This window comes from Bacillus sp. T-10(2022) (genome assembly GCF_056502895.1).
Map to the genome: position 1 here is coordinate 4661910 of NZ_CP113518.1, position 24336 is coordinate 4686245.

The 24336-nt window shown below is 40.2% G+C and carries 27 protein-coding genes; 6 read left to right on the plus strand and 21 right to left on the minus strand.

What is annotated here, in order from left to right; translation table 11 throughout:
- Window positions 1-26 precede the first annotated feature (26 nt).
- The gene (locus OSJ91_RS22970; protein WP_485890511.1) at window positions 27-1010 is read right to left on the minus strand and encodes an aldo/keto reductase; all 984 of its coding nucleotides are present in this window, start codon (window positions 1008-1010) and stop codon (window positions 27-29) included.
- Between the two features lie 482 nt (window positions 1011-1492).
- On the opposite strand from OSJ91_RS22970, the gene OSJ91_RS22975 reads away from it, so the two are divergent.
- On the plus strand, window positions 1493-2395 hold the full coding sequence (locus tag OSJ91_RS22975) for an AraC family transcriptional regulator (protein ID WP_485890512.1): 903 nt from the start codon (window positions 1493-1495) through the stop codon (window positions 2393-2395).
- 24 nt (window positions 2396-2419) lie between these two features.
- On the opposite strand, the gene OSJ91_RS22980 is transcribed toward OSJ91_RS22975, so the two are convergent.
- The 4 genes from OSJ91_RS22980 to azlC all read right to left on the minus strand — a co-directional run bounded on the left by OSJ91_RS22980 (window position 2420) and on the right by azlC (window position 5547).
- On the minus strand, window positions 2420-3163 hold the full coding sequence (locus tag OSJ91_RS22980) for a DUF4405 domain-containing protein (protein WP_485890513.1): 744 nt from the start codon (window positions 3161-3163) through the stop codon (window positions 2420-2422).
- Window positions 3164-3224: 61 nt separating this feature from the next.
- Window positions 3225-3929, minus strand: a complete 705-nt coding sequence (locus tag OSJ91_RS22985) for a cytochrome P460 family protein (RefSeq protein WP_485890514.1) — start codon at window positions 3927-3929, stop codon at window positions 3225-3227.
- Between the two features lie 533 nt (window positions 3930-4462).
- Window positions 4463-4795 (minus strand): branched-chain amino acid transporter permease, encoded by a 333-nt coding sequence (locus OSJ91_RS22990; protein ID WP_350300120.1) that lies wholly within the window; start codon window positions 4793-4795, stop codon window positions 4463-4465.
- Window positions 4792-5547 carry an azaleucine resistance protein AzlC gene (gene azlC / locus OSJ91_RS22995; RefSeq protein WP_350300121.1) on the minus strand — a complete coding sequence of 252 codons (756 nt, stop codon included), beginning with the start codon at window positions 5545-5547 and terminating at the stop codon, window positions 4792-4794. The genes OSJ91_RS22990 and azlC overlap by 4 nt, the downstream gene beginning before the upstream one ends.
- 188 nt (window positions 5548-5735) lie before the next feature.
- Between azlC and OSJ91_RS23000 the strand changes: the two genes are divergently transcribed.
- Window positions 5736-7124 carry an aminotransferase-like domain-containing protein gene (locus OSJ91_RS23000; protein ID WP_350300122.1) on the plus strand — a complete coding sequence of 463 codons (1389 nt, stop codon included), beginning with the start codon at window positions 5736-5738 and terminating at the stop codon, window positions 7122-7124.
- 517 nt (window positions 7125-7641) lie between these two features.
- Here the strand turns inward: OSJ91_RS23000 and OSJ91_RS23005 are convergent.
- Window positions 7642-7752: a YjcZ family sporulation protein gene (locus OSJ91_RS23005; RefSeq protein WP_350300123.1), complete on the minus strand. Its 111-nt coding sequence runs from the start codon at window positions 7750-7752 to the stop codon at window positions 7642-7644.
- A 266-nt stretch (window positions 7753-8018) separates the two neighbouring features.
- On the opposite strand from OSJ91_RS23005, the gene OSJ91_RS23010 reads away from it, so the two are divergent.
- Window positions 8019-8489, plus strand: a complete 471-nt coding sequence (locus OSJ91_RS23010) for a hypothetical protein (RefSeq protein ID WP_350300124.1) — start codon at window positions 8019-8021, stop codon at window positions 8487-8489.
- Window positions 8490-8662: 173 nt separating this feature from the next.
- Here OSJ91_RS23010 and OSJ91_RS23015 read toward each other — a convergent pair whose 3' ends face one another.
- The 3 genes from OSJ91_RS23015 to OSJ91_RS23025 all read right to left on the minus strand — a co-directional run bounded on the left by OSJ91_RS23015 (window position 8663) and on the right by OSJ91_RS23025 (window position 10292).
- Entirely contained in the window at window positions 8663-9349 is a 687-nt protein-coding gene (locus OSJ91_RS23015) for an MBL fold metallo-hydrolase (protein ID WP_485890515.1), read from the minus strand.
- Window positions 9350-9394: 45 nt separating this feature from the next.
- Complete coding sequence (locus OSJ91_RS23020) at window positions 9395-9625, minus strand: DUF3953 domain-containing protein (RefSeq protein WP_350300126.1); 231 nt, start codon at window positions 9623-9625, stop codon at window positions 9395-9397.
- A 169-nt stretch (window positions 9626-9794) separates the two neighbouring features.
- The gene (locus OSJ91_RS23025) at window positions 9795-10292 is read right to left on the minus strand and encodes a DUF2798 domain-containing protein (protein ID WP_485890516.1); all 498 of its coding nucleotides are present in this window, start codon (window positions 10290-10292) and stop codon (window positions 9795-9797) included.
- Between the two features lie 407 nt (window positions 10293-10699).
- On the opposite strand from OSJ91_RS23025, the gene OSJ91_RS23030 reads away from it, so the two are divergent.
- Complete coding sequence (locus OSJ91_RS23030; protein ID WP_485890517.1) at window positions 10700-12103, plus strand: NCS1 family transporter; 1404 nt, start codon at window positions 10700-10702, stop codon at window positions 12101-12103.
- Between the two features lie 58 nt (window positions 12104-12161).
- Here OSJ91_RS23030 and OSJ91_RS23035 read toward each other — a convergent pair whose 3' ends face one another.
- The 5 genes from OSJ91_RS23035 to OSJ91_RS23055 all read right to left on the minus strand — a co-directional run bounded on the left by OSJ91_RS23035 (window position 12162) and on the right by OSJ91_RS23055 (window position 18021).
- Window positions 12162-12611, minus strand: a complete 450-nt coding sequence (locus tag OSJ91_RS23035) for an NUDIX hydrolase (RefSeq protein ID WP_350300129.1) — start codon at window positions 12609-12611, stop codon at window positions 12162-12164.
- Window positions 12612-12633: 22 nt separating this feature from the next.
- Window positions 12634-12942 (minus strand): hypothetical protein, encoded by a 309-nt coding sequence (locus OSJ91_RS23040; RefSeq protein WP_350300130.1) that lies wholly within the window; start codon window positions 12940-12942, stop codon window positions 12634-12636.
- A gap of 657 nt (window positions 12943-13599) precedes the next feature.
- Window positions 13600-16767: a bifunctional cytochrome P450/NADPH--P450 reductase gene (locus OSJ91_RS23045; RefSeq protein ID WP_485890518.1), complete on the minus strand. Its 3168-nt coding sequence runs from the start codon at window positions 16765-16767 to the stop codon at window positions 13600-13602.
- A 72-nt stretch (window positions 16768-16839) separates the two neighbouring features.
- Complete coding sequence (locus tag OSJ91_RS23050) at window positions 16840-17415, minus strand: TetR/AcrR family transcriptional regulator (protein WP_485890519.1); 576 nt, start codon at window positions 17413-17415, stop codon at window positions 16840-16842.
- Between the two features lie 285 nt (window positions 17416-17700).
- Complete coding sequence (locus OSJ91_RS23055; protein ID WP_350302946.1) at window positions 17701-18021, minus strand: MazG nucleotide pyrophosphohydrolase domain-containing protein; 321 nt, start codon at window positions 18019-18021, stop codon at window positions 17701-17703.
- Window positions 18022-18118: 97 nt separating this feature from the next.
- Between OSJ91_RS23055 and OSJ91_RS23060 the strand changes: the two genes are divergently transcribed.
- Window positions 18119-18700 carry an LOG family protein gene (locus tag OSJ91_RS23060; protein WP_485890520.1) on the plus strand — a complete coding sequence of 194 codons (582 nt, stop codon included), beginning with the start codon at window positions 18119-18121 and terminating at the stop codon, window positions 18698-18700.
- A 60-nt stretch (window positions 18701-18760) separates the two neighbouring features.
- On the opposite strand, the gene OSJ91_RS23065 is transcribed toward OSJ91_RS23060, so the two are convergent.
- The 3 genes from OSJ91_RS23065 to OSJ91_RS23075 form a co-directional block, all read right to left on the minus strand.
- Window positions 18761-19183 carry an NUDIX hydrolase gene (locus OSJ91_RS23065; RefSeq protein ID WP_485890521.1) on the minus strand — a complete coding sequence of 141 codons (423 nt, stop codon included), beginning with the start codon at window positions 19181-19183 and terminating at the stop codon, window positions 18761-18763.
- Window positions 19183-19608, minus strand: coding sequence for a 3-hydroxyacyl-ACP dehydratase FabZ (gene fabZ, locus OSJ91_RS23070; protein ID WP_096340058.1), 426 nt, complete (start codon window positions 19606-19608; stop codon window positions 19183-19185). Before fabZ ends, OSJ91_RS23065 begins: the two co-directional genes overlap by 1 nt.
- Before the next feature lie 111 nt (window positions 19609-19719).
- The gene (locus OSJ91_RS23075; protein WP_485890522.1) at window positions 19720-20334 is read right to left on the minus strand and encodes an undecaprenyl-diphosphatase; all 615 of its coding nucleotides are present in this window, start codon (window positions 20332-20334) and stop codon (window positions 19720-19722) included.
- A gap of 641 nt (window positions 20335-20975) precedes the next feature.
- On the opposite strand from OSJ91_RS23075, the gene OSJ91_RS23080 reads away from it, so the two are divergent.
- On the plus strand, window positions 20976-21569 hold the full coding sequence (locus OSJ91_RS23080) for a dienelactone hydrolase family protein (protein ID WP_485890523.1): 594 nt from the start codon (window positions 20976-20978) through the stop codon (window positions 21567-21569).
- A gap of 15 nt (window positions 21570-21584) precedes the next feature.
- Here OSJ91_RS23080 and OSJ91_RS23085 read toward each other — a convergent pair whose 3' ends face one another.
- The 4 genes from OSJ91_RS23085 to OSJ91_RS23100 form a co-directional block, all read right to left on the minus strand.
- Window positions 21585-21779: a Fur-regulated basic protein FbpA gene (locus OSJ91_RS23085; protein ID WP_413019594.1), complete on the minus strand. Its 195-nt coding sequence runs from the start codon at window positions 21777-21779 to the stop codon at window positions 21585-21587.
- A gap of 25 nt (window positions 21780-21804) precedes the next feature.
- A complete protein-coding gene (locus tag OSJ91_RS23090) occupies window positions 21805-22014 on the minus strand; it encodes a Fur-regulated basic protein FbpA (RefSeq protein ID WP_485890524.1) in 210 nt (69 codons plus the stop codon).
- Window positions 22015-22221: 207 nt separating this feature from the next.
- The gene (locus OSJ91_RS23095) at window positions 22222-23424 is read right to left on the minus strand and encodes a M20 family metallopeptidase (RefSeq protein ID WP_485890525.1); all 1203 of its coding nucleotides are present in this window, start codon (window positions 23422-23424) and stop codon (window positions 22222-22224) included.
- A 34-nt stretch (window positions 23425-23458) separates the two neighbouring features.
- Window positions 23459-24331, minus strand: a complete 873-nt coding sequence (locus OSJ91_RS23100; RefSeq protein ID WP_485890526.1) for a MetQ/NlpA family ABC transporter substrate-binding protein — start codon at window positions 24329-24331, stop codon at window positions 23459-23461.
- Window positions 24332-24336 lie beyond the last annotated feature (5 nt).

Here is a 24336-nt window from a genome sequence, read left to right on the forward strand (position 1 = left end):
ATCCTCCTGTTCTCATTAAATATCTGTTATTTCCCTGCTCTATTTGCGTATTCTGCCGGATAGCGATCTCCCAAAATCTCGATTTTCGAGAGCGCATCGTTCAAATCATTCAATTCCTCAAGGGTCATTTCAACATCTGCTGCACCAAGATTTTCTTCGAGGCGCTCCAATTTCCGTGTACCGGGAATCGGAACAATCCATTGCTTCTGAGCAAGTACCCATGCTAGTGCTATTTGAGCGGGCGTTGCATCTTTTCCTACGGCAATCTTCTTTATCAGTTCGACCAATACCTGATTTGCTTCGATATTCTCAGGCTTGAAACGAGGAACAACATTGCGGAAATCGGAACTGGCGAACGTTGCATCCTTATTAATTTTCCCAGTAAGGAATCCCTTCCCCAACGGACTGAAAGGAACAAATCCAATTCCAAGCTCTTCAAGGGTAGGCAGCAGTTCTTCTTCAGGGCTTCTCCACATCATTGAGTATTCACTTTGAATGGCAGTGAGTGGATAAACCGAGTGTGCACGACGAATCGTTTCCACCCCTGCTTCAGAAAGTCCCCAATGCTTAATCTTACCTTCCTTGATCAGGTCTTTTATTACTCCGGCAACCTCTTCAATTGGAACACTTGGGTCCACCCGATGTTGATAGTAAAGATCAATAGTGTCAACCTTAAGCCGTTTAAGTGAGCCTTCGATTGATTGCCTAATACGCTCCGGCTTACTGTCGAGCACCTGCTTGCCATTTTCCATTTGGATACCAAATTTAGTCGCGATAACCACTTTTCCCTTAAATGGAGCAAGCGCTTCTCCTAACAACTCCTCATTTACATATGGACCATATACTTCTGCAGTATCGAAAAAAGTAACACCTCGGTCAATTGCCTCATGAATCAGCGAAATCATCAACTTCTTATCCGAAGCAGGACCGTAACCATGGCTCATGCCCATGCATCCAAGTCCGATAGAAGAAACTTCTAAGTCACTTCTTCCTAATTTGCGTTTTTGCATTACTTATATTTCCTCCCTTTTTTTGATTGTCACTTTGCTTTTATATTTTATCCGCAACCGATGTGGTGTTAAGTTCACATTGGTGTCATTAAGAAAATCTGATTGTGTTATCATAATGTAAGAAAAGATCAATCATGCGCTGGTTTGGAGAACCTACGTGCAAGCCCGATAGTAATAGGAGTCAATTGCATTGGCAAGCGCAAAATACGGTAATAAGTTGTCCTGCTGCAGAACCCGTTACGCCCACTGAAGCAGCTGCTTTGTCTGAAATGACAAGTTGAGATGTTCAACCTAAAAAACTGATAAGAGTTAGTCATTGTGCTTTTCAACTCCTTCATCTACTCCCTTATTATGCAATAAATAAATAAGAAACCCTTATACCATTCCTGCCAAATCATTGCCTAATCCTCTCACAACACTTAAACTCCAGAGCGATATGTATTAGAATGAAACTAGAAAGAATAAGGAAACAGGAGGTTTTTATGTCTGAACAAATCTATAAACAGCGGGCTGATCTCACCAAACTCATTGAGAGTCACACAGGCAAGGACGGGTCTCATCCGACTGCTATTCCTTCTTTATTTTACTCTCGATTCTCTACTGTTACCGGTCCGAATTACGGAGTTTCCAAGCCTTCCTTATGCATTATCGTTCAAGGCATGAAGGAGGTATTACTTGCACAGGATCGCTATGTATACGGTCCAGCCGATTACCTTATTGCCTCTGTTAACTTGCCAATTACCGGAATAGTCACTGAAGCTTCTTCCGAAAATCCATATTTGGCACTCAAACTCGAATTTACACCAAACCAGATCTTGGAGGTATTACAGGATACTCAGCTTGCTGTTAACCAGAAAGAACATGCTAAAAGAGGCATGTATGTATGCCAAATAGAGTTATCTCTGTTGGACGCGGTAACCAGATTGGCCCGTTTGCTGGACAATCCTAATGATATACCGGTACTCGCACCTCTTATCACGAAGGAAATCATCTATAGGGTTTTACAAGGGGAGCATGGAGTTACTCTGGGCCAAATTGCGATAGAAGGAAGTTCCACCTATCAAATCGGCGACGTTGTTGACCATATAATGAATAACTATGACCAGTCTTTTCGGATTGAAGACCTTGCGGAAATTGCAAATATGAGCGTTTCATCGCTTCATAGGCACTTTAAAGAGGTAACGGCAATGAGTCCTATTCAGTTCCAAAAACAACTGAGGCTACAGGAAGCCCGTCGCCTATTATTATCCGAGTCAACAGATGCCACTGAAGCAGCATTCCGCGTAGGCTACGAAAGCCCATCCCAATTCAGCCGTGAATATTCCCGCTTGTTTGGTTTACCGCCAAAAGAAGATATTAACCGCCTGAAGGCAACATATGAATAAAAAAGTGCATTAATCTATTATGGATTAATGCACTTTTTTATTCTGGAAATTTTTATTTTTTTCAATATTCCTCTCTTTAAAACCTGTTGTCTCAAGCCTAGTTTTATCCTGCTTCTGAACAAATTTCAGAACATAATGAGTCCCACTGATATATATTCCCATGATAGCTAGATGATCTAGTAAAAACCCCATGGAGGAATCATAAAATTCCCAACCAAACGGATTATATATGGTTAACTTATTAAGCATCTCCCTCTCAAAAGAAGCCTGAACCCCATAAACAACAATCAACACCGCTATAACACGAAATGCAATGGTGCGGATACGGCTTGTGCCAGTAATTCCAGTCATCTTTCGTACTGAATTGATAATGGTTGCCCAGGACATTCCTATATGCACAGCCATGAAGATAAATCCCCAATATGAAGTCATAACATGTATCTGCAATAGAACCGTGTCATTGTTTATCGGACTAAAAGGTATTATGTCACGAGATATGGGTACAGAACTTATCAACACTACAGCCATGGATACAAAAAAAAGCAGATTGACTACTACGCTCACAATACGCCGTACATTGTGCTTTCCCTTAAAAATCGTCTTATACCATCGTCGATTTAAAATATTGTGGGTAATAAACAATAAACACAATACTACGCCTACCAGTTCATGTATTATATTTCCAGTAATCTGGTAAGCCATTGCAACTAACATCAGAACTGTCATAGAAAGGTCAATGACCAGCCGGATTAACATATTTCGATTCAAGAAGTTCTCCTCTTTCTAATTATATTTATCCCTAATTCGGTTTTCCGTCGAAGCTAACTCCCTATGTCTCTTCATTATAATGAACCATCAAAAGAACCTTCTGGATAATTCCGGATTTTTCTTCTTCCATTAATCTGTTTCCATGCAATATATCCCGAGAGCCCTCCAGATCATCTGCCGCTTTTACCTCCCAGTGTTCGGTGGGGATACCTGCTATCTGGGATCCTGTATTGCCATCCTTTGATCCTGTAAACTCTCCAAGGTCAAAACTTTTCATTTCATCCATCGTGTTCACGAAGTCATCCCGTTCCTGGTTCGCGTGACAAGTAAAGCATCGACCGATTTCTTCCTTGTAATCCACCGACTTGTCTCCATTGAATTCCTGGTATAGCCAATCTCCATTACGCATCTCAGATGGGTTCCCATCAGCCCAGCCAGCGCGCTTTTCCATTACGAAGATTTCATCAAGATCTTCATCCCTATAGATTTCGAGTGTGATTATTGTGCCGTCAGGGATTGGCTGCCCGTTCTGCACCGCTTCGATCGCTTCCCTGCTCGTGTAGAGTTCCTCCCTGACATTTCCACGATTAACAGTCGTATAGTTTACACCCTTATCGTAGTTCTCAGGGAATTCAACCAATTCACGATTGGATTCTGATTGTTGTTCCTGTTGAGAAACCCCATTTCTGTCATTATTGCTGCTGCATGCTGAAAGAGTGTAGGACATGACCAAAGCCAGGGACATAAATAATCGTTTTTTCATCATTTTCCTCCTATTTTCTTTCCGAATTATTTCTATACAAAACTCGCAATCGTTCCAACCTGAATATCCCTATCTAGTACAATCACTTCAGCATATATGCAGTGAATTTGTAATTTGAATTCAATATGGCATTAGCCACATAAACACTATAAAAGTAATGTATTAATATAGAGGTATCCTCATTATGCTACAGATTAAAAAGCGGCCGCTGTCCTATTTCTCTTAAATCAATGCCTAATCCTCTTACGTTTCTATCTAAATCGAAATCGATTTTATATCAGTGCTGGAAAGCGGATTGATTAATATTTCCTTTAAATAACCAAAATGAGGGAAAAAGAAGGTATCAACATTTGTATTTTACTAAGAGGTATTCAGTTAAAGTTGAGTTTGCGAAGAAATGGATTTAAACTATCCTGCCCTATATATCCATAAGAAAAAGCTGTCTTAAAGACAGCTCTGCTCGTAAACTATTAAACTGATTAATCTTGTTCATCAAGTTCAATAAAATAATAATTGGATGTGCTGATTATCATCATTTAAAAAACCAATTGCACCAGCATCATGTAGACAATCGTTCCCCCCGCTATGGAGAGGAGCATCATTTTCTTCCAAAAGTGAAGCAGGGCAACCACCGCCACCCCAATAAATTCAGGGATGCCATGACTTCCCGATTGTAAGCTCACATCCTTTAAACAATATATGACCAAAAGCCCAATTACCGCGGATGGCAGCATTTTACCGAGATACTGTACATACTTCGGTGTAGGTTTACCTGATGGGAAAACGATGAAGGGAAGAAACCTTGTAAGCATTGTACCTAAAACAACCATCGCAATTGTAATGATTTGCTGCGTTAAAGTCATTGTCATATGGTTCTCACCTCAACTTTCTCTAACGGCTTTCTAAGTAAGGTAAGTACCCCCAAAATGGCAAACATGGCAGGGATAATGAAATTGCTTCCGCCAAAAATAATCAGGCAGACAGCTGACAGCCCAAGCCCAGCGAGAGCACTATGATGTTTTTTCTCTTTCATCCATTGTTCAATGAAAATCACGACAAAGAGAGCCGTCATAACAAAATCGAGTCCTTCTGTATTGAATTTGACAAAAGAGCCAAAGATGCCGCCAATCGCTGCTCCTATCACCCAATAGCAATGGTTGAGCAGTGTCACGAAAAACATGAACCAGCCCTTATCCACATCCTTCGGTACATCAACTGTACAATTGATGGAAAAAGACTCATCGCAAAGCCCAAAAATCAGATACAGCTTTTTCTTACCAGTCCCCCTATATTTATCAAGCATGGATATGCCATAAAACAAATGCCGTGCATTCACCATTAAGGTTAGAAAAAGGGCGTTAATCGGATTGAACGCGACAAGCAATAAATTGGCTGCAATAAACTCCATCGATCCTGCAAATATCGTTAGACTCATCAATATCGGGTAAATCGCGCTGAACCCTAATGAATTCATAAAGATCCCATAAGCGATGCCTAAAAATAAAAAGCCTGCCAAAATGGGCACTGTGTACGGAAAAGCAGCACGAAATGCTGATATCATTTGAGTTCGTTTTTTCATATAAATCACATCCTGATGGCTAAATTTATTTAAACTTAACATACAAAATCCGTACAAAAAACAAGTTAATTGTATGGATTACAATTAAAATAAAATTCCCCCATTTCATCAAAATGGGGGAGTCTGATAGGCTAATCACCTTATATTCTTTTAAAGCCGACCGTTTCAATATTAGAATTCCATACAAAAAATGATATGATTGTATGGAATAAGTCTAGGAGAGGTGAAGTATGCCAGTAAATTCATTTGACAATTATCCTATGTCTTGGAAACCTGATAAGAATGCATTAAAGCGTCCTTTTTATAAATCTCTCGCATCATTACTTGAACAAGATATAACAAATGGTTTTTTAGCACCTGGAACAAAGTTGCCCCCGCAACGAGAATTGGCAGATTTTCTTGACTTAAATTTCACTACGATTACCCGTTCCTACAAAATGTGCGAGGTAAAGGGATTGATATATGCCGTTACGGGAAGCGGAACCTTTGTGGCTCCCAATGCCACTCGTTCCATAACCATTTCCGCGGATAAAACGGCAAACAGCATTGATCTTGGTTTTGTGGCATCTTTTGAGCAAACCAATGATATCGTTTCAGAAACTTTACAAAAAACCGTGAACAAAAGCTATTTGGAGCAGCTGCTGAATTACAACGATCCGACTGGTATTCCACATCAAAAAACAGCAGCTCTAAACTGGATGGAATCTTTCGGCATTCACGCGGATCAAGAGCATATAGCAATCGTTTCCGGTGCCCAAAATGCATTGGCTGTTGCCCTCGCTGCTTTGTTTGAGCCTGGTAATAGAATTGCAACCGACTTATACACCTATTCAAACTTTATCGAGCTGGCAAAGATGTTTCATATTAAGTTAGTGCCCATTCCCGGAGACCAGTTTGGAATGCTGACAGACGAACTTGAAAAGCAATGTTGTCAAACAAATATTGACGGCATATTTCTGATGCCCTCTTGCAACAATCCAACCACAATCATGATGTCGGATATTCGAAAGCAAGAATTGGCTGCGGTCATCCGAAAGCATCGTTTAATTTTGATTGAGGATGATATTCATGCATTTCTGACGGCAGGCATTATCTCCGACTACCGGCAGCCGATGTTCCATTTGCTTCCGGAACAGAGCGTTTATATTTGCGGCACCTCTAAGTCAATATGTTCTGGATTAAGAGTTGCCTATATGGTTTATGGGGATGCCTTTCGCGAGAAAATTTCCCAGGCCATTTTCAACATTAATGTAAAGACCTCTTCTTTTGATGCAGAGGTTATCACAGAGCTAATCCTATCAGGCAAGGCTCATGAAATTGTTTCTCATAAGAAACGGCTTGCACAAACTGCAAATGATATTTATTCGGAATATTTCCCCTTAAGAAAGGATGTCGGACATCCTCTCAGTTTATATCGTTGGCTTCCAATTAAAGGGCATAATGATGCGTTACTGCTGGAAACGGATTTGAAAAGGCGCGGTATTCGAGTTTTTCATTCCAACCGTTTTCAAAGCGGGCAGACCACCCCTGATATGTATTTGCGTATTGCACTTTCTTCCACAAACTCATTCGATGAGTTAAAAATAGGATTAGAAATATTAAAACAGTATCTAGGCTGATTTAAGTCTAGTAAAAAAAACATTCTAGTTGATTGGATCGGAAGGTTCGAGACACCTGCGAGAAAATTGAGTATTAGGGAGATCCCCCAGGCGTAAAAGCGCCGAGGGCGAGCCACCCGCCCAAAGCGAATGCCTAGAGTGGAAATAAATGTTCAAGTTTTGACAACTTAATTATTATCGAGTTAGTCTACAAATCTCCGGAATGGTCTCACCCCGGACCATTTAAATGAAGACCCGTTTATCCTTCATGAATTTTCACTTTTCGATATGGTATGAACCCTTATTAGATTGAAGAAATTTGCGACACTCCTGCCGAATAACTGGCTAGCCGAGACCCCACAGCCGCTTGCGGTGAGGAGGCTTGGCAGACAGTCGGCGGAAAGGGAGCGGATTTCTTCAATCAATTCCGAACGTTCTTTAATAATTGCAGACAGACTCAATTATCTACAGTTGGAGCCCGACCAATAAAGGTCGGGCTATTTTATGCTTTTTTTAGCAGAAGCCGCTCATTCCCGCCTTAAAAACAAATACATCCAATAATGATTAAGAGTATAAACAAAACGACTATTAAGGCGAAACCTCCACCAAAACCAAACCCGCGGTCAAAACCCTGTTCACAACCTGACATATATAAACATCTCCTTATTTTTAATGAGGAATAAATGGGCTATATCATCTTATGCTCCAATCAGGAAAATGACAGCAACAGTCTCCATCTCCAATGTGATAAAGTTACATTTTTAATTTGACATTCACGAATCAGTTATCCATGTTTAACCTCTGCAATATTATTTGAACTGGACAACATTAATAAACATAAGATGGAAAATACAATTTCATTCATTCCGATCCTAAATGATAACTATAAAATGTACTGAAAGAGGAGATGTTTTTTTGTATCCGAATGATTATTATTATCGAGTAAACAACTGGGAACCTATTTTATATATGTTGCACCAAAGTTTATATGCTGAAGAAATGGTATGTGCTATGAGTAGTGAGCTTTTCCATATACCTGAAACCAAAGATTTAAAAGGAAGTCGCGAGATGCATAACCACTTAATCCCTGCTTCATATCACCGTGTAACCGCAGTGGGATCAGCCCAAAGGCTAAAAAATGGTGAGCAACAGCAAACCATTATAGAAACAATGACAGCTTGTATAATAAACGCTGAAACCCAAGATAAAAAAGTAAGTGAAGGATTAAAAATAATGGAGGAAAATGCAAGACCTGAATATATAGCCTTTATTAAAGTGATTATCAAATGGCAAGAACAAGCAGAATCCTATTTAAATCAAGCAAAAGAAGCTTTACGATCTATGGGGGTTTCATTTCCTGTTGGAAGTGAACAGCAGAATTATTAATATATTATGATTCTACAAAAATCTTCAAACAAGTTATTTGAATTTTAAAACTTCAAACACATATACCCCCTTCCTAGTTTAGATGGGGTTTTCATTTCTAGCCCTTAACTATCCTGCCCCTTTTCATAAGAAAAAGCTGCCTAAAGACAGCTCCAATCTTAAGCAAAACCCAATTATAAAGTGAATTTTCCACCATGATAACAAAAGTAATTTTCAGCTTTAAGATTTTTAATCCTTATTAAAGACTGTTCTGCTTCCTCAACATTTAAACAAAAGTTTGGATTAGCAATGACCAATTCATGATTCTCTATAACAGCTGCATCACCTGTTATTACACTTCTTAAATTTGGAAAGTATAATGAAATATGCCCTGAAGTATGCCCTGGTGTTGCTACTACTCTACATTCGTTATCCAATATCAAATCACCATCATGTACCTTTTCATCAATGGAAACATGCTTCAATTTCATTAATTGTTGTATAAACCATTTACCGAATTCGATTTCTTGATTTGGCATATTTTCCAGCATTTCTTCGGCTTGAACCAATCTCTCTGACTTCATTTCACCACTAATATATTTTGATTCCACTTCACTGGCTATAATGTTAATCAAAGGATACTTTTCCTTGAAATCATATAAGGAACCTATATGATCAATATCATAATGAGTAATGATTATATTCTTTAAATTCTTCATTTCATAACCACTTTTTATAATTTCATTTTCAATTAAAGGTAAAAATTCAGGATACCCTGTATCGACCAAGGTTAGTTCATTCTTCAATATAATCAAGCTAGGAATAATGTGATTTTTTTGCCCATTAAATTCAAATTCAATTGGCAGTTCTATTATCTTCATTTTTTCTCCTCCTCACCTACTAAAGAGGTAATAGTAGCTCTCGTTTTAGTTCATTAAGAAACCCAGCATGGATACAAAGAAAAGAAATAATGAGACAACAACGTACCTCAAAAAACCTCCTTTTCTATCTTTTTGAGGTTCCTCTAATCCTGTTATTAACAAAATTGCCGCCAGAAACAACATAGAATATGGCATCAACTCAACACTTCCAGTAATTAGCTGATATGCATATAAAGCGACTACAATTATTGCTAAGATGATTTTAACTATTTTCAACAATATATTTCCCCTTAAGTACAATTTTTTTAATCATACCATTTAACACCTTTTCATTGTGTAGAAAATGGAAATTCCTTCATTCACTAACCCACTTTTCTGCACGAAAAAGCCGACTGGTTTTTTAATAAAACCAATCGGCTATATGGGCTTTTAATTTATTTGAATGTTACGCATTTACTGCTTTACGGGCCTGGCTTGCGTGTAATTTTTTCATTGCAAATCTTGCTATCGGCTGTGCGATCAAAACTTCAACCCAAAATGCGATGAAAAAGTTACGTGGCCAGTCATAAAAGAACGTCTGAATCGGCTCCAAACTAATTTCCCTCATGCCAATCCAAGATCCGATAACCGTCAGTAAAATGGACAGGATGGTTACGCTGAATAATATCGTGAATAACACTTTTGCATTAAAACCGTCCGTAGGTTCAATAAACTTTTGTACGAGTTTATTAACTAGAGGATTTACAACAAGTGTTACCAATAAAATGACACAAATCCATACAAATGGAATTACTCGTAAGGTTTCCAAATACACTTCTTTACTGAATCCAAATTTAAATCCCATAATAAGTGGTGCGATAATGTTGACTGAAAGTATTGATATAATCGCTAAGAATAATACAAAGTCTTTTCCATTTCGCGGTAATCTTGTTTCATCGTGCATATGATCATCCCCATTAAAAATATTTCAGATGGCAGACGTATCGTGAGACATATATTTTTGGTCAATAAAAACGACCAATATCTCTACACACTGATATAACAATTTTAGCACCTTTTTTTAATGAAATTCAAGGCTTAATATTAGCTATCCTGCACCATAAAAAGTCTGCCGCAGTAACCTTACTTACTGCAAACAAATCACAAGACAGCAGGACACATATACCCCGATTCAGTTAATTACAAAAATTCACTTGATATTCTTTTAGTTAAAAAGCACAAAATAATATCTGAAATTTCACACTTCTTCTAATGATTCTTAAATGCGAAACCTGTATACTTTTCTCATGTTAGTTTTTGTCACATCAACAGGCATATCATATAACACTATGAATAGGAGTTGAGTGTAAATTGTCTACATATCTAGAAAGTCATGCTTTAGAAGAGGCGGAGTTCCACCATGTTGCGGATTTGGATGAATCTTTGAAGCCGAGATCAAAAGAAGATAGGACGGTTGGCCCGATATCCTATACATTCATGTGGATTGGAGACGGCGTCAATTTAGGGAATATGACACTTGGGGCCAGCTTGGTCGTAGCGGGAACCGCAACGTTGAATATCATTCAGACTTTTGCTGCAGCTGCCATAGCCATCGCCATCATTTCCGTGATTTTCGCTTTAAATGATAGGATTGGATACAGGACGGGTATTCCCTATGTTGTTCAGCTCAGAATGTCCTTCGGGATGAAAGGTTCCATTATATCATCACTTTTGCGCGGTATTCCGGCCATCATCTGGTACGGTTTTCAAAGTTGGATCGGCGGTACCGCTTTAAATGAATTCGTGAAGGTCATTACGGGTGGTGCATTTGATAATGCCGTCATTTGCTTTGTCGTGATTCAATTGGTGCAAATTGTACTTTCGCTGTATGGCTTCCATGCCATCAAATGGGTGGAAATGCTTGCATCCATCGTTATCATGCTAGCGCTAGTCTATGTATTTGGCATTCTGCTTACATCACATAGCGAGGTCATCGCGGAAAAATGGGTGCACGCTGAAGGCTCATGGGGCCTGCCGTTCTTTGCTTTCATCATGATGTTTTTAGGAAATTATGCGGCTATCTTTTTAAGCGCAGGAGACTATTCAAGAGAGCTTAAGTCTGGCATCAGTGATGCAAAACGAGGGTTTTTATACTTTTCGCCCATTTTACTAGCATACGGTTTCGTACTGACTATCGGTGTAATGCTTGCTTCCGCTACCGGCATTTCCAATCCAGTTAAGGCGTTTGCAATTGTCGTGGATAATCCTTATATCACTGTAGGCGTTTCAGCATTTATCGTCATAGGTGCAATTGCGGTAAATATGGTTGCCAATATCATTCCGCCAACATATGTCATTACTTTGCTTACAAAGTTGAAATATAAGGTTGCCGTGATCATAACCGGAATTCTTGCCTTTTGCTCATTCCCTTGGGTGCTTGTACAGGATTCTTCGGCGAAGGGCCTCGGTTTGTTCATTCTGATTTATTCCGCATTTTTGGGTCCGATCGTTTCGATTTTATTAGTCGAATATTATATATTAAGAAAGCAAAAAATGAATGTTGCCGATTTATACAAAGAGGATGGGCCATTTGCAGGATATAATCCATGCGCGCTGCTCGCCATGCTTATCGGCGCCGGCGCTGCCTTTATAAAAGTCGAGCTGGCCTGGATCATCGGCGTTGTTGTGGCGGGCATTGCCTATATTATTCTGATGAAGTTCGCCTTTAAGGATTCTAGTTTCAAAAAGGGGACGATATTCGAGAATGAGTTTTAACTTATTGAAAGGGATACTACTCAAGATGGCAGTATCCCTTTTTTAAGTAAGGTTGATTTCAGGAATTATACATTTGACCATTTTTGTAAGTGAATGTATGGTTTCCTTCTTTTTTCAATAAAACCGGCATGTACTGTGCGACCATTTCAGCAATTCCGAGATTAAGTGGATGAAATATCCAATCAATGGATTTCCAATCAAGAATGCCTTCCCGCGTTTTTTTCGGTGTTTCATATATTAAATCCTCATCAGCCATATACAAATATACATATATTCCATCCAATTCACCTTCTGGAGTCTCCCAGGTTACCGTTCCTTTAGAAAAAAAGGTCTCTACCTCTATCCCCGTTTCCTCAAATACCTCACGCCGTGCACCAATATCAGGTGTTTCACCTTTCTCGATTTTGCCCCCCACCCCGTTCCAAACACCCATAATCGGAGCTTTCTCCCGGTTAAGCATGAGAAGTTCATTATTCTTCTTTACAAAACAGACTGTATACTTAAACATTTATTAAGTGACCCCTTTATCGTTAATTAACCCCACACATGGCTGTGACGAATGTGGACCATAGAGAGGTCGCTGTACCAATCATACAAATTACAGCTAGATAAATCCCGAATTTATCTTTTTGGATTTTTTGTTTTTTATAAAATAGGAATGTCAATGAGAGTGCAGCTAAATATAGAAAAATACTTAACCCTGTTAATCCGGTCAAGTAATATATAGGCGATATCTCCACTATAGTTCGGTCCATATAATAGGAAAGATCCTGACCATATATCCCTAATACTGTTGCTAAAACAAAACTGCCCACTATTAAAACATTGGCTAATCTCAAATCATCTGCCTCAAGCAATAAATTATTAACACACTCTCAAATTTTAACAATGAATAAAGAATCCGTAAACGCTCTCCGTCAATGTATGAGCGCACTACCCATTAGTTCCAATTCTTCTATTAGCGCAAAATAATTACTTCACTCGTGAGTTTGGGCGATATATTTGTGAGTTTGATTGATATATACGAGAGTTTGGGCGATAAACTCGTGAATTTGAGCGATATATTCGAAAGTTTGAGCGATATACACGTTAATTTGCACTATTTACTCGTATTTTGCTCTGTTTTACTCGTGAATTCGCACTTTGCTCGTGAATTTACGCTATTTGCTCGTGAATTTACGCTATTTACTCGTGAGTTTTGCTGTTTTACTCGTGAATTCGCACTATTTACTCGTGAATTCGCACTTTACTCGTGAGTTTAAGCTATTTACTCGCGAATTAGCATTATTTACTCGTGAGTTCGCACTTTGCTCGTGAATTTACGCTATTTACTCGTGAATTCGCACTATTTACTCGTGAGTTTTGCTGTTTACTCGTGAATTCGCACTATTTACTCGCGAATTTGCACTTTACTCGCGAATTTGCACTATTTACTCGTGAATTCATATTTTCATAAAAAAAGCAGCGATTCCCTTAAGGATCGCTGCTCCTCCTATTTATGCTCCTGCCCAAACATCTTTCGCATATCTGCCATTCTCCTCTAATGATTGCAGCCATTCTGTGGCTTCTTCTCTCTGTGTTTGATAGATATGCATATAGCTGTCAATTAAGGTTCGTTCAACATCTGGCGCCATTTTGCTTCCGTCTCCGCAGATGTATAGGTGTCCTCCTTCTTTTAATAAAGGAAGGATGTCACGAGCGTTTTCCGCTAATCGGTCCTGGACATATGTTTTTTCTTGACCGGGACACCTGGAGTAAGCGGTGTGCAGTGTTACAAGTCCCTCTTGTTCGGCTTGGACGAGTTCTTCTTGATAGAGGTAATCGTGTTCCGGATTACGGCATCCAAAGTAGAGGTGGGCCGCCCCTAGCGTTTCACCTTTTTCTTTTAAAGCGCGACGTGACTGTATGAATCCCCTGAATGGTGCAATGCCTGTTCCAGGGCCGATCATGATGATTGGTTTTTCTGTTTGCTTTGGAAGCTGGAAGTTGGATTGCGGCGTATTGATAAAGCAGGCTATTTTGTCTCCTAGGGAGCGTTCTGCCAAATAATTCGATGCAATTCCTTTGTATTCCCCGTTGCCGCTCAAAGCTTCTCCACGGACGACGCTCACGGTGATGCTTGCTTCTCCTTCGTTGTGGAGTGGTGAGCTTGAGATGGAGTAGTATCTTGCTTTTAAAGGTGGCAGTAGAGCCAGGAAACGTTCAAACGGGATTTCACATGCAAGATACTTTTCGATTAGGTCAAGCATGGTTATGCGCTTGTTCAGGATTTCTTGTTTATAGGTATTGTCCAAAAGAAGATCTTCAAGTTCTTTTACATGTGGAGGACATACCGTATGAGTGGCAAGCGCCCGTATTTGAGACCGGGTGGCGGGTTCTTGGAACTCCACATGGTTTGATAGTAACTCTTCCAGTTTTACCGGTTTTCCTGTAGGAAGATGGGCAGCTTTTCCGGAATCCCCAGTCAGATTCACGTAATCTTGGCCGTTTAGGTTAAATCGACTGAGCACTCGCTCGACAAGTTCCGCTGGATTTTGCGGAAGCACCCCGAGATGATGGCCTTCCTGATAATGTATTCCCTCTGGCAGCGTTAATTCTATATGCCGTGTACTTCTTCCGCTAACTTCATGTTGTAATTCTGTATTCCTTTTTACAATGGATGTAAACGCATGATGGGTGCGGGCAAGCGGTGTGCCGCTCACATCACTTACGAAGTTCATCGTAATCGAGCTGACTACCCGATCACTCTTATTCACTTTAATGTTCAGGGTTTCGGCAAGTTTCGGCCAAAGGGCTTCTGACCATTTCTCGTAATCCCCTTCAAAGTCATCGCTTGCATCCCCATAGCCTGTTTCTGACAGCCGCACTGCTCCTTTTTGTTCCAGTCGCTCATCAATGAAAATTGGAATGCGTTGGTACGTATTGGCCCAATTGCGGTCCCCACAGCCGAAAATCGCATAGTGAACACCATCCAATGAGCCATCATGGCTTTCCTTCAGCCATGAAACGAAGTCACCTGCATTATCAGGGGGATTTCCATTATAAGATGCCGAGACTATGAGAACAGCTCCTTCTTGGGGAAGCCGATCGGTGTAATCATTCAAAGGGGCAACCTCGGCATGGAAGCCTTGCCGCTTCCCTGTTTCAGCAAGGTCCCGAGCAATCCCTTCCGCTGTTCCCATGTTTGATCCAAACAGGACGAGTAATGGTGTTCCATGTACTGATTCGATTGGAGATACCGCGGCTCCTTTTTCCGGAGACTTTGGTTCTGAAGAAGCAACGGTAAACGACATCGCCGGCTGCCTCGGTGAAACGCGCATGGTCAATCCGTCCGGTTTAAGAGTCAATGTTTCTTTAACATCCAATTGATATTCTTCATGATCGATCAAGTCAAAGTGCTGTAAAACCATGCCAAGCACCAGTGTCGCTTCATGAAGCGCAAACTGCTGTCCGATACAGGCGCGCTGCCCGTTTCCAAATGGTTTATACGCATGATAAGGGATGGACTCCAAATCCTCGAACCGCTCTGGAGTGAACGATTCAACGTCATCACCCCAAACGGATGGATCACGGTGAAGCTCGGGAATAAGCAGCGAGAACACATCATCTTTCTTCACATTGTATTTTCCATCCAGCATGGTATCTTCTTTCGCATAAACGGAAAACGCCGGAGCTGTCGGCCACAGACGAAGCGTTTCATTCAGCACCATCCGGACATATTTCAGCTTTTTCACTTGTTTGTAATCAGGAACATCATCACCCAGCACTTCATCGACTTCCTGCTGCGCTTTTTTTAACTTGTCTCTGTTATTCATGAGGAAATAGATGGCGAAAGATAGGAGACCGCTCGTCGTTTCATGTCCAGCTATTAAAAAGGTAATGATTTGGAAACGAATATTTTCATCATCCAGTGATGCGCCCGTTTCAGGATCGACCCCTTTCAACATATGGGAAAGAAGGTCATCTTCTCCGTGATCACCATTTTGTTTTCGGTCAGCAATCAATTCATCCACTAGAGAGAACATATATTGAATGTCTTCCCTGAATTGTTTTTTGGATTTGATCATCAGTTTATCTTGGATGCCAAGTCGCTGCGTTTGGCTCATCGCTTCATCCAACGCACGCACCATACTGTTGACAAAAGGGTGGGTGGTCTCCCGATAAAAACTGTTAAAGCGGTAATTGAACCCGCATAGTCCAATCGTATCCAATGTCAATCGTGTCATATCTTCAGGAACATCTATCTCATCAGCCGGATTCAGGCGAGCCCATTTTTGAATGAGTTGGGTAGCAAGATCCACCATTTTAGCATGATAGCCCTTCATTGCCTGCTGGCTAAAGCTGGGCAGCAAGATGTTATGGGCCTTTTTCCAATTCGGTTCCTTCGTTTCACTTGTGAAAAGACCGTCGCCGCCAAACGCCCTCACTTTCTGCAAGGCTGGACCGACCTTCTTATCAAATCTTTTTTCATCACATATTTCTTTAGCGAGGGTAGCACTGGATACGAATGTAGTGATTCGACCCGGAAATTGAAACTGAAAAATCGGCCCAAGTTCTCGTGCCAGCTTCATGAAAGACTGAAGCGGCTTATCCTTATCAATGATAGGCAGGCTGCCTAGGGGGCCATATGTCTTTGGCTGTGGAAACTGAGTTGTGTTTTCCATTTTATTAGCACCTCTTTACAATAGTTCAGAATGCGGAATGAACGTTCATTCCGTTTCAATGTTAAAAGTATCTCAAGCGTGCAATCGCACTGCATCCCAAAAGCTTTCTTCCACATCTGCCAAAAGTTTTGGGTCAGGTTCTAACTCCCCGATGCGAACAAGTCGCTCAAGCTCAAGAAAAGCTCCGTAAATGATGGCAATCAAAGCTGAAGAAGGAAGCTCCTTAATTTCTTTTTTCTCTTTTCCTGAATCAAAGAAATTTTTAAATATATTCAATAGCCCTTGAAAGCTAGCATGACTATCTTCATTTAAAAAATGGGCTCCACTATGTATTTTAATAAAATAAAGAGCTTGGTCCTGCTCGGTTGTAAAGTGAATCATCGTTTTAAAAATATGGTGAAACTGCGTGCGAATTGAATCATCATGAGGAAATCCATTCTTGACCGTTTCAGTGAAAATATCCAAGTACTCTTGAAAGATCTTGTTGCCCAGCACTTCCTTATTCTCGAAATAACGATAAATGGTACCCGCTCCAACTCCTGCCGATGCAGCAATCATCGGAATCGTCGTCGCATCATACCCCCGTTCTGCAAAAAGCTCTAAAGCGCTGGTTACTATACTGTCTCGTTTATTTGCTGCTGTGATCATAATGATCCCCCCTTTTAATCAAGGTGCGGAATGAACGTTCATTCCTTTATTGCAAGTGTATACCCAATAAAATCCAATCTCAATCGCGCATATTACCCATATTTTGTGAATTATTTTTTAACGATGGGGGATAAAAGGCTGAAAGTTTTTCTTTTTAAGGAATTAAATGGGATGACAAACTATCATTTGCCCCATAAGAAAAAGAGCTGATAGTCACAGCTCTTCCACTGGTTTACTGAAATTAAGTATGCAAACTTCTTGTTCATCTATTAAATGAGAAGAAACTTATGCATGATTATAACGTTCAGATAGTTTCTTTTTATGGGCATTGAACACTTCTTCCAAGGGGATATTGTACTTGTTCGCAATCACAATCAAGTTTCCTAACACATCTCCCAACTCTTCGGTTAGCTCCTGAATGTTCTCTTCAAACGAACCAATAACTTCATCAGGTCTATCCCTGCCAATCTCAAGGGAACGAATGGCTCGTGCAACCTCGCCAGTTTCTTCTGCCAAAAAGCCAATGCGAATGAAGATGTCCAATTCTGACCATCCCCGTGCTTCATAATAATCTTTTACCCATTGTTGAAATTCAGTGACGTTCATATCCATCCACCCTTCTTTTTTATCATTCAAGTTTAACAAATCCCCTTTAATTTTGTATGATAAGAAAGGAAGATTACTAAATGGGAGATGTGATATTTTGAAAAGTCTAGCTGTATTTTGTGGATCAAGCAAAGGTGCATCTGCTGTCTATGTAGAAGGTGCTAAAAAACTGGGTGCGGAACTGGCAAAACGTAAGATTACCCTTGTTTATGGAGGCTCAAGTGTAGGAATCATGGGTGCAGTTGCAGATTCCGTCTTGGAAGCAGGCGGAAATGTAATTGGCGTAATGCCAGATTTCCTAGAAAAAAAGGAAATAGCACATAAGAACTTAACCGAGCTGATCGTCGTGGAATCCATGCATGAAAGAAAAGCAAAAATGGCTGAGCTTGCAGATGGATTCATGGCCTTGCCAGGCGGGCCAGGAACATTGGAAGAATTCTTTGAGATTTTCACTTGGGCTCAGCTTGGTCTTCATCAAAAACCTTGCGGACTCTTAAATATCAATCACTATTATGATCCTTTGGTCGCTTTATTCAATCATATGTCCGACGAACAGTTCCTACATGAAAAGTTCCGTTCCATGGCGCTGGTAGATGTTGAACCAAATGGACTTCTTGATCAATTCAATACATATGAACCGCCAACCGTAAAAACTTTCCTTACCGAGAAACAAACCTGATCATTAAAAAACAGCCGGCCAAGATCAATAATGATCTTGGCCGTTTTGATAAACCGCTGGTTAGGTAAAGATCCGGTTTAAATAATCTCCATGCCCTTTGATAAGCTGCACTTCATGTTCGGATGAAATCCAGAAGAAATGAAATGTCAGCCCCGCTTCATCTCCTCCACCCGTCGGCTGATGGTCCCATTCATCAGGAACATTCGATACACTTATTTGATAAAAATATCTATTATGTATGGCACCATCAACAGTCTCCCAAAAATCTTCTGCCATTAATTTCTCCACATGAAAATTTTCCAGACCTGTTTCTTCTTTCATTTCCCTAATCACTGCTTGGTAAGCATCTTCTTGAGGCTTCACCGTTCCCTTGGGTATCTGTATACCGGCTGCCTTAATGGGATGTTGAAAAACCAATACCTGTGTTTCTCCATTATTGATTCTTGTCACATACCCGTAAGCTTTTTTTATCGGTATCACCATCAATCACCAAAAGCAAAAATGAGCTCTGTCTCGCATACAGTTTCCCCCTCGACAGTAGCCCTTCCTGTTCCTTTACCGATAGGACCTTTCAAGCGAGTAATCTCCACTTCTAAACGTAATTGGTCCCCTGGTTTTACTTGCCTTTTAAAACGACATCCATCGATCCCAGCCAAAAGCCCGATCCGTCCTTTATTTTCTTCTTTTGTAAGCATGACAACAGCACTTACCTGTGCTAATGCCTCCACGATCAACACACCTGGCATCACTGGGTAATCGGGAAAGTGACCAGTAAAAAACTCTTCATTTGCCGTGACGTTTTTAATGGCCACCGCCCTCTTTCCTTCTTCCAGTTCCAAAACTCTATCAACTAAAAGAAATGGATAGCGATGCCTGATAATGTCTTTGATTTCTTGGATATCGATCAATATTAAGTCCCCCATTGCGATGGATTGCTTTCACTTAATTTTACCATCAGTATCATCATATGGATATTTTTGTGTTATAAAAAAAGGCTGCCTGAGCAACCCTGTTTTCTCTTACAAATCCTTTGATTTTTTTTCCTTCGATTTAGTTAACGGGGATAGAACCATTTCTTCATACCTCTCATATTCCCCTAATAATTTATGAATCAAGCTTATTTTAGGAACAACAAGGTAAACCATCAAGGCTGAAATGGTGCTTATTATTGCTCCTGCCAGCACATCCGCCGGAAAGTGGACGCCTACCCAAATACGGGAAGTGCCAACAAGGAAAGCCAGCATGATCCACAACAGCCACCATCCTCTTTTGAAAAGCCAAAAAGATACACAAAACGAGAAAAACAAGATGGTATGGTCGCTTGGAAATGAATTATCCACTCCTTTTTCAATTAACTTATTAACATTGGCCAATTCGGCAAATGGCTGATTATTCGAATGCAATCTCCCTGCCATTTTCCCCATCATTTCAGCTATTACAAACGTAATCATCCCACAAACAACCATCATCCTACTCTGTTCATTTCGAGTGAACCATATTACGATGACTGCCAAAGCTAATAAAAATACCATGTACTCGGCAATGAAAATGGCAGAAGGGTTTAAATAATCGTACTGTTTCCCTAAGTCATTGATCATTCTGAATACATTGGTATTCAACTCAAAAAAGTCCATTTCATACCCAACCTTCCTCTTTTTCTTACATATTAAAGAGAAAGGAAATAAATCGCCATCGTTCTTCCTAACAGTTTAAGCTGCCATCTTACAATATTGTCACTCGGTTAAATACGCTTAGTGGGGTCTTGTAAATTTCCTAAACTTTCTATATAATCCAAGAAAAAATAAGGAGATAAGTAAAATGAATAATGATAGGAACTCAGTTCTAATTCATGAAAACCAGGAAACGGTTTGGAATGCGATTACGAATGATGAAATCATCTCAAAATGGTATGCCCCGGGTTCAAAATGGAATTCCTAAACTCAAGGTGGAGAGAAGGCAATCTTCGTATTAATGCCTAGTGCACATAACAATCTTAAAGATAATGAAAGCATCCCAATGAGTTTTACAATCCAAGAGATAATCCCTTGCGAAAGGTTTTCTTATTCCTCGGATTCTGATAAACTCGTTTTCACTTTTGAAATATACCCAGAATCCGAAGGCACTAGAGTAACGATTAACATGGATGGATATGAACTTAGTTTGGCTAACTTAAAAGCATGTTTAGAAGGAAAAGAACTTCCCTATACCTAATAATTTATTTAAAGTCGGTGATATGTCTTAAAAGTTAAATAGTATTTTTCTAAGGAGGTAAAAAATGCTGGACATACAGAAAAAGTCCGATACTGTCATCATTGTCATTCACGAAATTTATGGACTGAACCAACATATGCACGGTTTTTGTGAGTCATTATCAATACAGGGTTTTGATGTGATTTGTCCGAATTTGTTAGAACGTGAGACGCCTTTTGATTATTCCCAAGAGGATGCTGCTTATCGACATTTTATGGAGAACGTAGGTTTCAAGGGTGCTTTACATAAGATAAAGGATATATTATCGAATATAAAAGATGAATACCAAAAGATTTTCGTCCTTGGATTCAGTGCAGGGGCAACTGTAGCTTGGCTGTGCAGTGAGGAAGAGTGTGTCGATGGAATTGTTGGTTACTACGGTTCGCGTATTAGGAATTATGCAGAATTGGCGCCACAATGCCCCGCACTGCTATTTTTCCCGCTAGAAGAGCCCTCATTTAATGTCGACGAGTTAATTTCAGCTTTAGAAAGAACGAATGTCGAGGTTCATAAATTCAAGGGAGAACATGGATTCAGTGATCCTTACAATTCAAAATATCATGTAGAATCAGCACAAGCAGCCGTTAGCAAAATGATGAAATTTTTCATGATGAATTAAGGTTCCACATTCACCCTAATGCCGTTTTGCATTGATCCATTGTATCGAACCCGAATTACTATGTGGGTGACAGTCATTTTGAACCTTTTTATATTCTATTTCCAATTCTTTTAAGGTTAACTTCATTAGCTGTTCCACACTCTTATTTACAGTATGGATCATAAGTTTATAGATCAATGCCTTCCGCCTTTCTTCCACACCCTTCTTCATTTCACCCTCTCCTTTTATTCTGACATTATATGAAATGATGTATCCTCAGACAGGGGGAATGATCATCGGATTCCTTCTCATCGATTTTAGTTATTTTAATATATTCATTCTCTAAATCGGTTAAGGTTAATTCAAAAAGATGGATGTCATTCTTTTTATAAACTCCCTTGTTAATCAACTTGTTGATTAGAAAGTTTCTTTTTTTCTCAATCGCTTTACGTAATAATATCCCCATGATAAATCCCCCTTTTTAGGATGTATTGAAAGAGAATCTTTCGACTTGCCCATTCACAAAAAAACCGGAGACACCTCTTTACATGAAAGAAAAGTCTCCGGTTTTCCGGTCAATTAACCTATAATTCCTATTCAATTACTCGGTATTGTTATTTTTATAATACTCACTATGAGATCCGCAGTCAACAATTTTTTTCCTGCATCTTATTTATTTTTGCTTCGCTTCATAAAATGCTGCTTTCACTTTATCCAACAGGTCTTTATCCGTAAACAATTTATAACCTGTAAGTGCAAGAGCTTTTGCCCCGGTCAGGATGGCTTTGTCTCCAGCAGGAGATTTGGCACAGTCGCGGAATTCATTCGTATGGGCAATCAGCCCATCATGTCCAATTTTTATATAAGGATGTGCTGTCGGCACTACATGGCTTACATTACCTGCATCCGTCGAGCCAAAGCCACTCTCTTTTCGAGGAGCCACAGCTTCCCCTAATTGAGCGAGCTCTTCTTTTAACAGTTCATCCAGAACTGGATTAATCATAAAATCGAGCACTTCATTTTGGAAACGTTCAACTTTAACCGTGCTTCCTGTGGCAAGTGCTGCCCCTTCGGCAACAGCACGTATTTTATTGGACACTTCTTGGCAAAGTTTCCATGTTGTTGCTCTAATGTAAAACCTGGCGGAAGCATATTCAGGAATGATGTTAGGCGCTTCCCCGCCATTGGTAATGATTCCGTGAATCTTGACCTCGGCTGGGAGCTGCTGGCGCAAAGCATTAATGCCATTGAACAGCTGAATCACCGCGTCAAGTGCATTCACGCCTTCTTCAGGTGCAGCTGCTGCATGTGCTGACTTTCCGTAAAAATGAAAATCAAGGGGATCGACTGCCAAAAATGGACTTGTGACACGCGTTTGCCCGCCTGGATGGATAAGGATGGCCGCATCCACCCCATCAAATAGACCGTGCTTCACAAAGCTGCCTTTTGCACTTCCATTCGGCCCGCCCTCTTCAGCCGGTGTTCCGAAAACAATCACCTCTCCGCCCGTTTCCTCCAGTACTTGTGCCAAAGAAATGCCTGCTGCAACACTCGTTGTGCCGATGATATTATGGCCGCAAGCATGACCCAAACCCGGCAATGCATCATACTCGGCTAAAAAGGCAATTGTGGGACCTTTCTTTGAAGAGGTTTTTTTGGCGATGAATCCTGTTTCATGTCCGGCTATATTGCGGGTCACTTCAAATCCTTCATTTCGAAGTATTCCTGTTAATGTATCCGAAGCGAAGAATTCTTGATTCCCAATTTCGGGTTTAGCATGAATGGCTTGACTCGTTTCGATATATAATTTGGAATGAAGGTCGATGTGATCTTCAATAATCTGCCGATGCTGCTTTTGCACTAATTCTCTCGCCATACTCTTAATCTCCCCTTTTTCTTGAATCGATCCATTACTTTTCATTAGCTGGTTTTGTCCAAGCATCCTGGTAATTCACTAATTCATCTACAGAAACATATGCAGGAATGGTGTTTCCTTTAAACGTTTTTTTGATGAACGCTTCCACTTCTTTCGATTGATAAAGCTCCACTAATTTCTGCAACTCAGGACGATCGGAATTACCCTTTTTAACTGCAATGATATTAATATACGGTTTCGCCGTTTTACTTTCATGGAATAAAGAATCTTTTAAAGTAAGGCCTGCTTCGACGGCAAAGTTATTATTGATGGCTGAAGCATCGGCATCATCCAATAGACGAGGTGTATTGCCTGCAGCAACAGGTTGGATTTTCAAGTTTTTCGGATTTTCCCTAATGATTTCCAATGAACCCGATCCATTGAATTCCTCTTTCAATGTAATCAATCCAGCTTCCTGAAGAAGGAGTAGTGCACGGCCAAAGTTTGTTGCTTCATTCGGAACGGCAATCGTAGCGCCATCCGGAAGACTTTTAAGATCTTTATGTTTTTTAGAATAAAGGCCCATAGGTGCAATGACAGTCGACCCGATGGCCTCTAATTTCAGATTTTGGTCTTGAACGAATTCATCGAAGTAAGCGACCGTTTGGAATGAATTGGCATCAATTTCACCTTCACTTAACGCAAGGTTCGGTTGGATATAATCATTGAAAGTGACCAGTTCGATATTAAGCCCTTCCTCTTTCGCTATGTCGACAATGTATTCCCATGTTCTCGTATCCCCGCTGCTGACACCGACTTTCACTGTTTTCACATCATCCGAAACGCCTGATACACCTTCTTCTTTCCCGCATGCTGCAGACACTATGGCCAATGCCAATACTATGATCGTTAATAAGATTTTCTTCATTTCTC

What these genes read in the sequence shown, in the direction of transcription:
- OSJ91_RS23005 (WP_350300123.1), bottom strand. Translation starts at nt 7,752, where the DNA reads ATGTCAGGTTGTGAACAGGGTTTTGACCGCGGGTTTGGTTTTGGTGGA.
- OSJ91_RS23045 (WP_485890518.1), bottom strand. Translation starts at nt 16,767, where the DNA reads ATGGAAAACACAACTCAGTTTCCACAGCCAAAGACATATGGCCCCCTA.
- OSJ91_RS23035 (WP_350300129.1), bottom strand. Translation starts at nt 12,611, where the DNA reads ATGTTTAAGTATACAGTCTGTTTTGTAAAGAAGAATAATGAACTTCTC.
- OSJ91_RS23085 (WP_413019594.1), bottom strand. Translation starts at nt 21,779, where the DNA reads ATGAAGAAGGGTGTGGAAGAAAGGCGGAAGGCATTGATCTATAAACTT.
- OSJ91_RS23065 (WP_485890521.1), bottom strand. Translation starts at nt 19,183, where the DNA reads ATGGTGATACCGATAAAAAAAGCTTACGGGTATGTGACAAGAATCAAT.
- OSJ91_RS23050 (WP_485890519.1), bottom strand. Translation starts at nt 17,415, where the DNA reads ATGATCACAGCAGCAAATAAACGAGACAGTATAGTAACCAGCGCTTTA.
- OSJ91_RS23100 (WP_485890526.1), bottom strand. Translation starts at nt 24,331, where the DNA reads ATGAAGAAAATCTTATTAACGATCATAGTATTGGCATTGGCCATAGTG.
- OSJ91_RS23015 (WP_485890515.1), bottom strand. Translation starts at nt 9,349, where the DNA reads ATGAAGATAATAGAACTGCCAATTGAATTTGAATTTAATGGGCAAAAA.
- OSJ91_RS23080 (WP_485890523.1), top strand. Translation starts at nt 20,976, where the DNA reads ATGCTGGACATACAGAAAAAGTCCGATACTGTCATCATTGTCATTCAC.
- OSJ91_RS23075 (WP_485890522.1), bottom strand. Translation starts at nt 20,334, where the DNA reads ATGGACTTTTTTGAGTTGAATACCAATGTATTCAGAATGATCAATGAC.
- OSJ91_RS22990 (WP_350300120.1), bottom strand. Translation starts at nt 4,795, where the DNA reads ATGACAATGACTTTAACGCAGCAAATCATTACAATTGCGATGGTTGTT.
- OSJ91_RS23090 (WP_485890524.1), bottom strand. Translation starts at nt 22,014, where the DNA reads ATGGGGATATTATTACGTAAAGCGATTGAGAAAAAAAGAAACTTTCTA.
- OSJ91_RS22975 (WP_485890512.1), top strand. Translation starts at nt 1,493, where the DNA reads ATGTCTGAACAAATCTATAAACAGCGGGCTGATCTCACCAAACTCATT.
- OSJ91_RS22970 (WP_485890511.1), bottom strand. Translation starts at nt 1,010, where the DNA reads ATGCAAAAACGCAAATTAGGAAGAAGTGACTTAGAAGTTTCTTCTATC.
- OSJ91_RS23000 (WP_350300122.1), top strand. Translation starts at nt 5,736, where the DNA reads ATGCCAGTAAATTCATTTGACAATTATCCTATGTCTTGGAAACCTGAT.
- OSJ91_RS23055 (WP_350302946.1), bottom strand. Translation starts at nt 18,021, where the DNA reads ATGAACGTCACTGAATTTCAACAATGGGTAAAAGATTATTATGAAGCA.
- OSJ91_RS22985 (WP_485890514.1), bottom strand. Translation starts at nt 3,929, where the DNA reads ATGATGAAAAAACGATTATTTATGTCCCTGGCTTTGGTCATGTCCTAC.
- azlC (WP_350300121.1), bottom strand. Translation starts at nt 5,547, where the DNA reads ATGTTAAGTTTAAATAAATTTAGCCATCAGGATGTGATTTATATGAAA.
- OSJ91_RS23025 (WP_485890516.1), bottom strand. Translation starts at nt 10,292, where the DNA reads ATGCACGATGAAACAAGATTACCGCGAAATGGAAAAGACTTTGTATTA.
- OSJ91_RS23095 (WP_485890525.1), bottom strand. Translation starts at nt 23,424, where the DNA reads ATGGCGAGAGAATTAGTGCAAAAGCAGCATCGGCAGATTATTGAAGAT.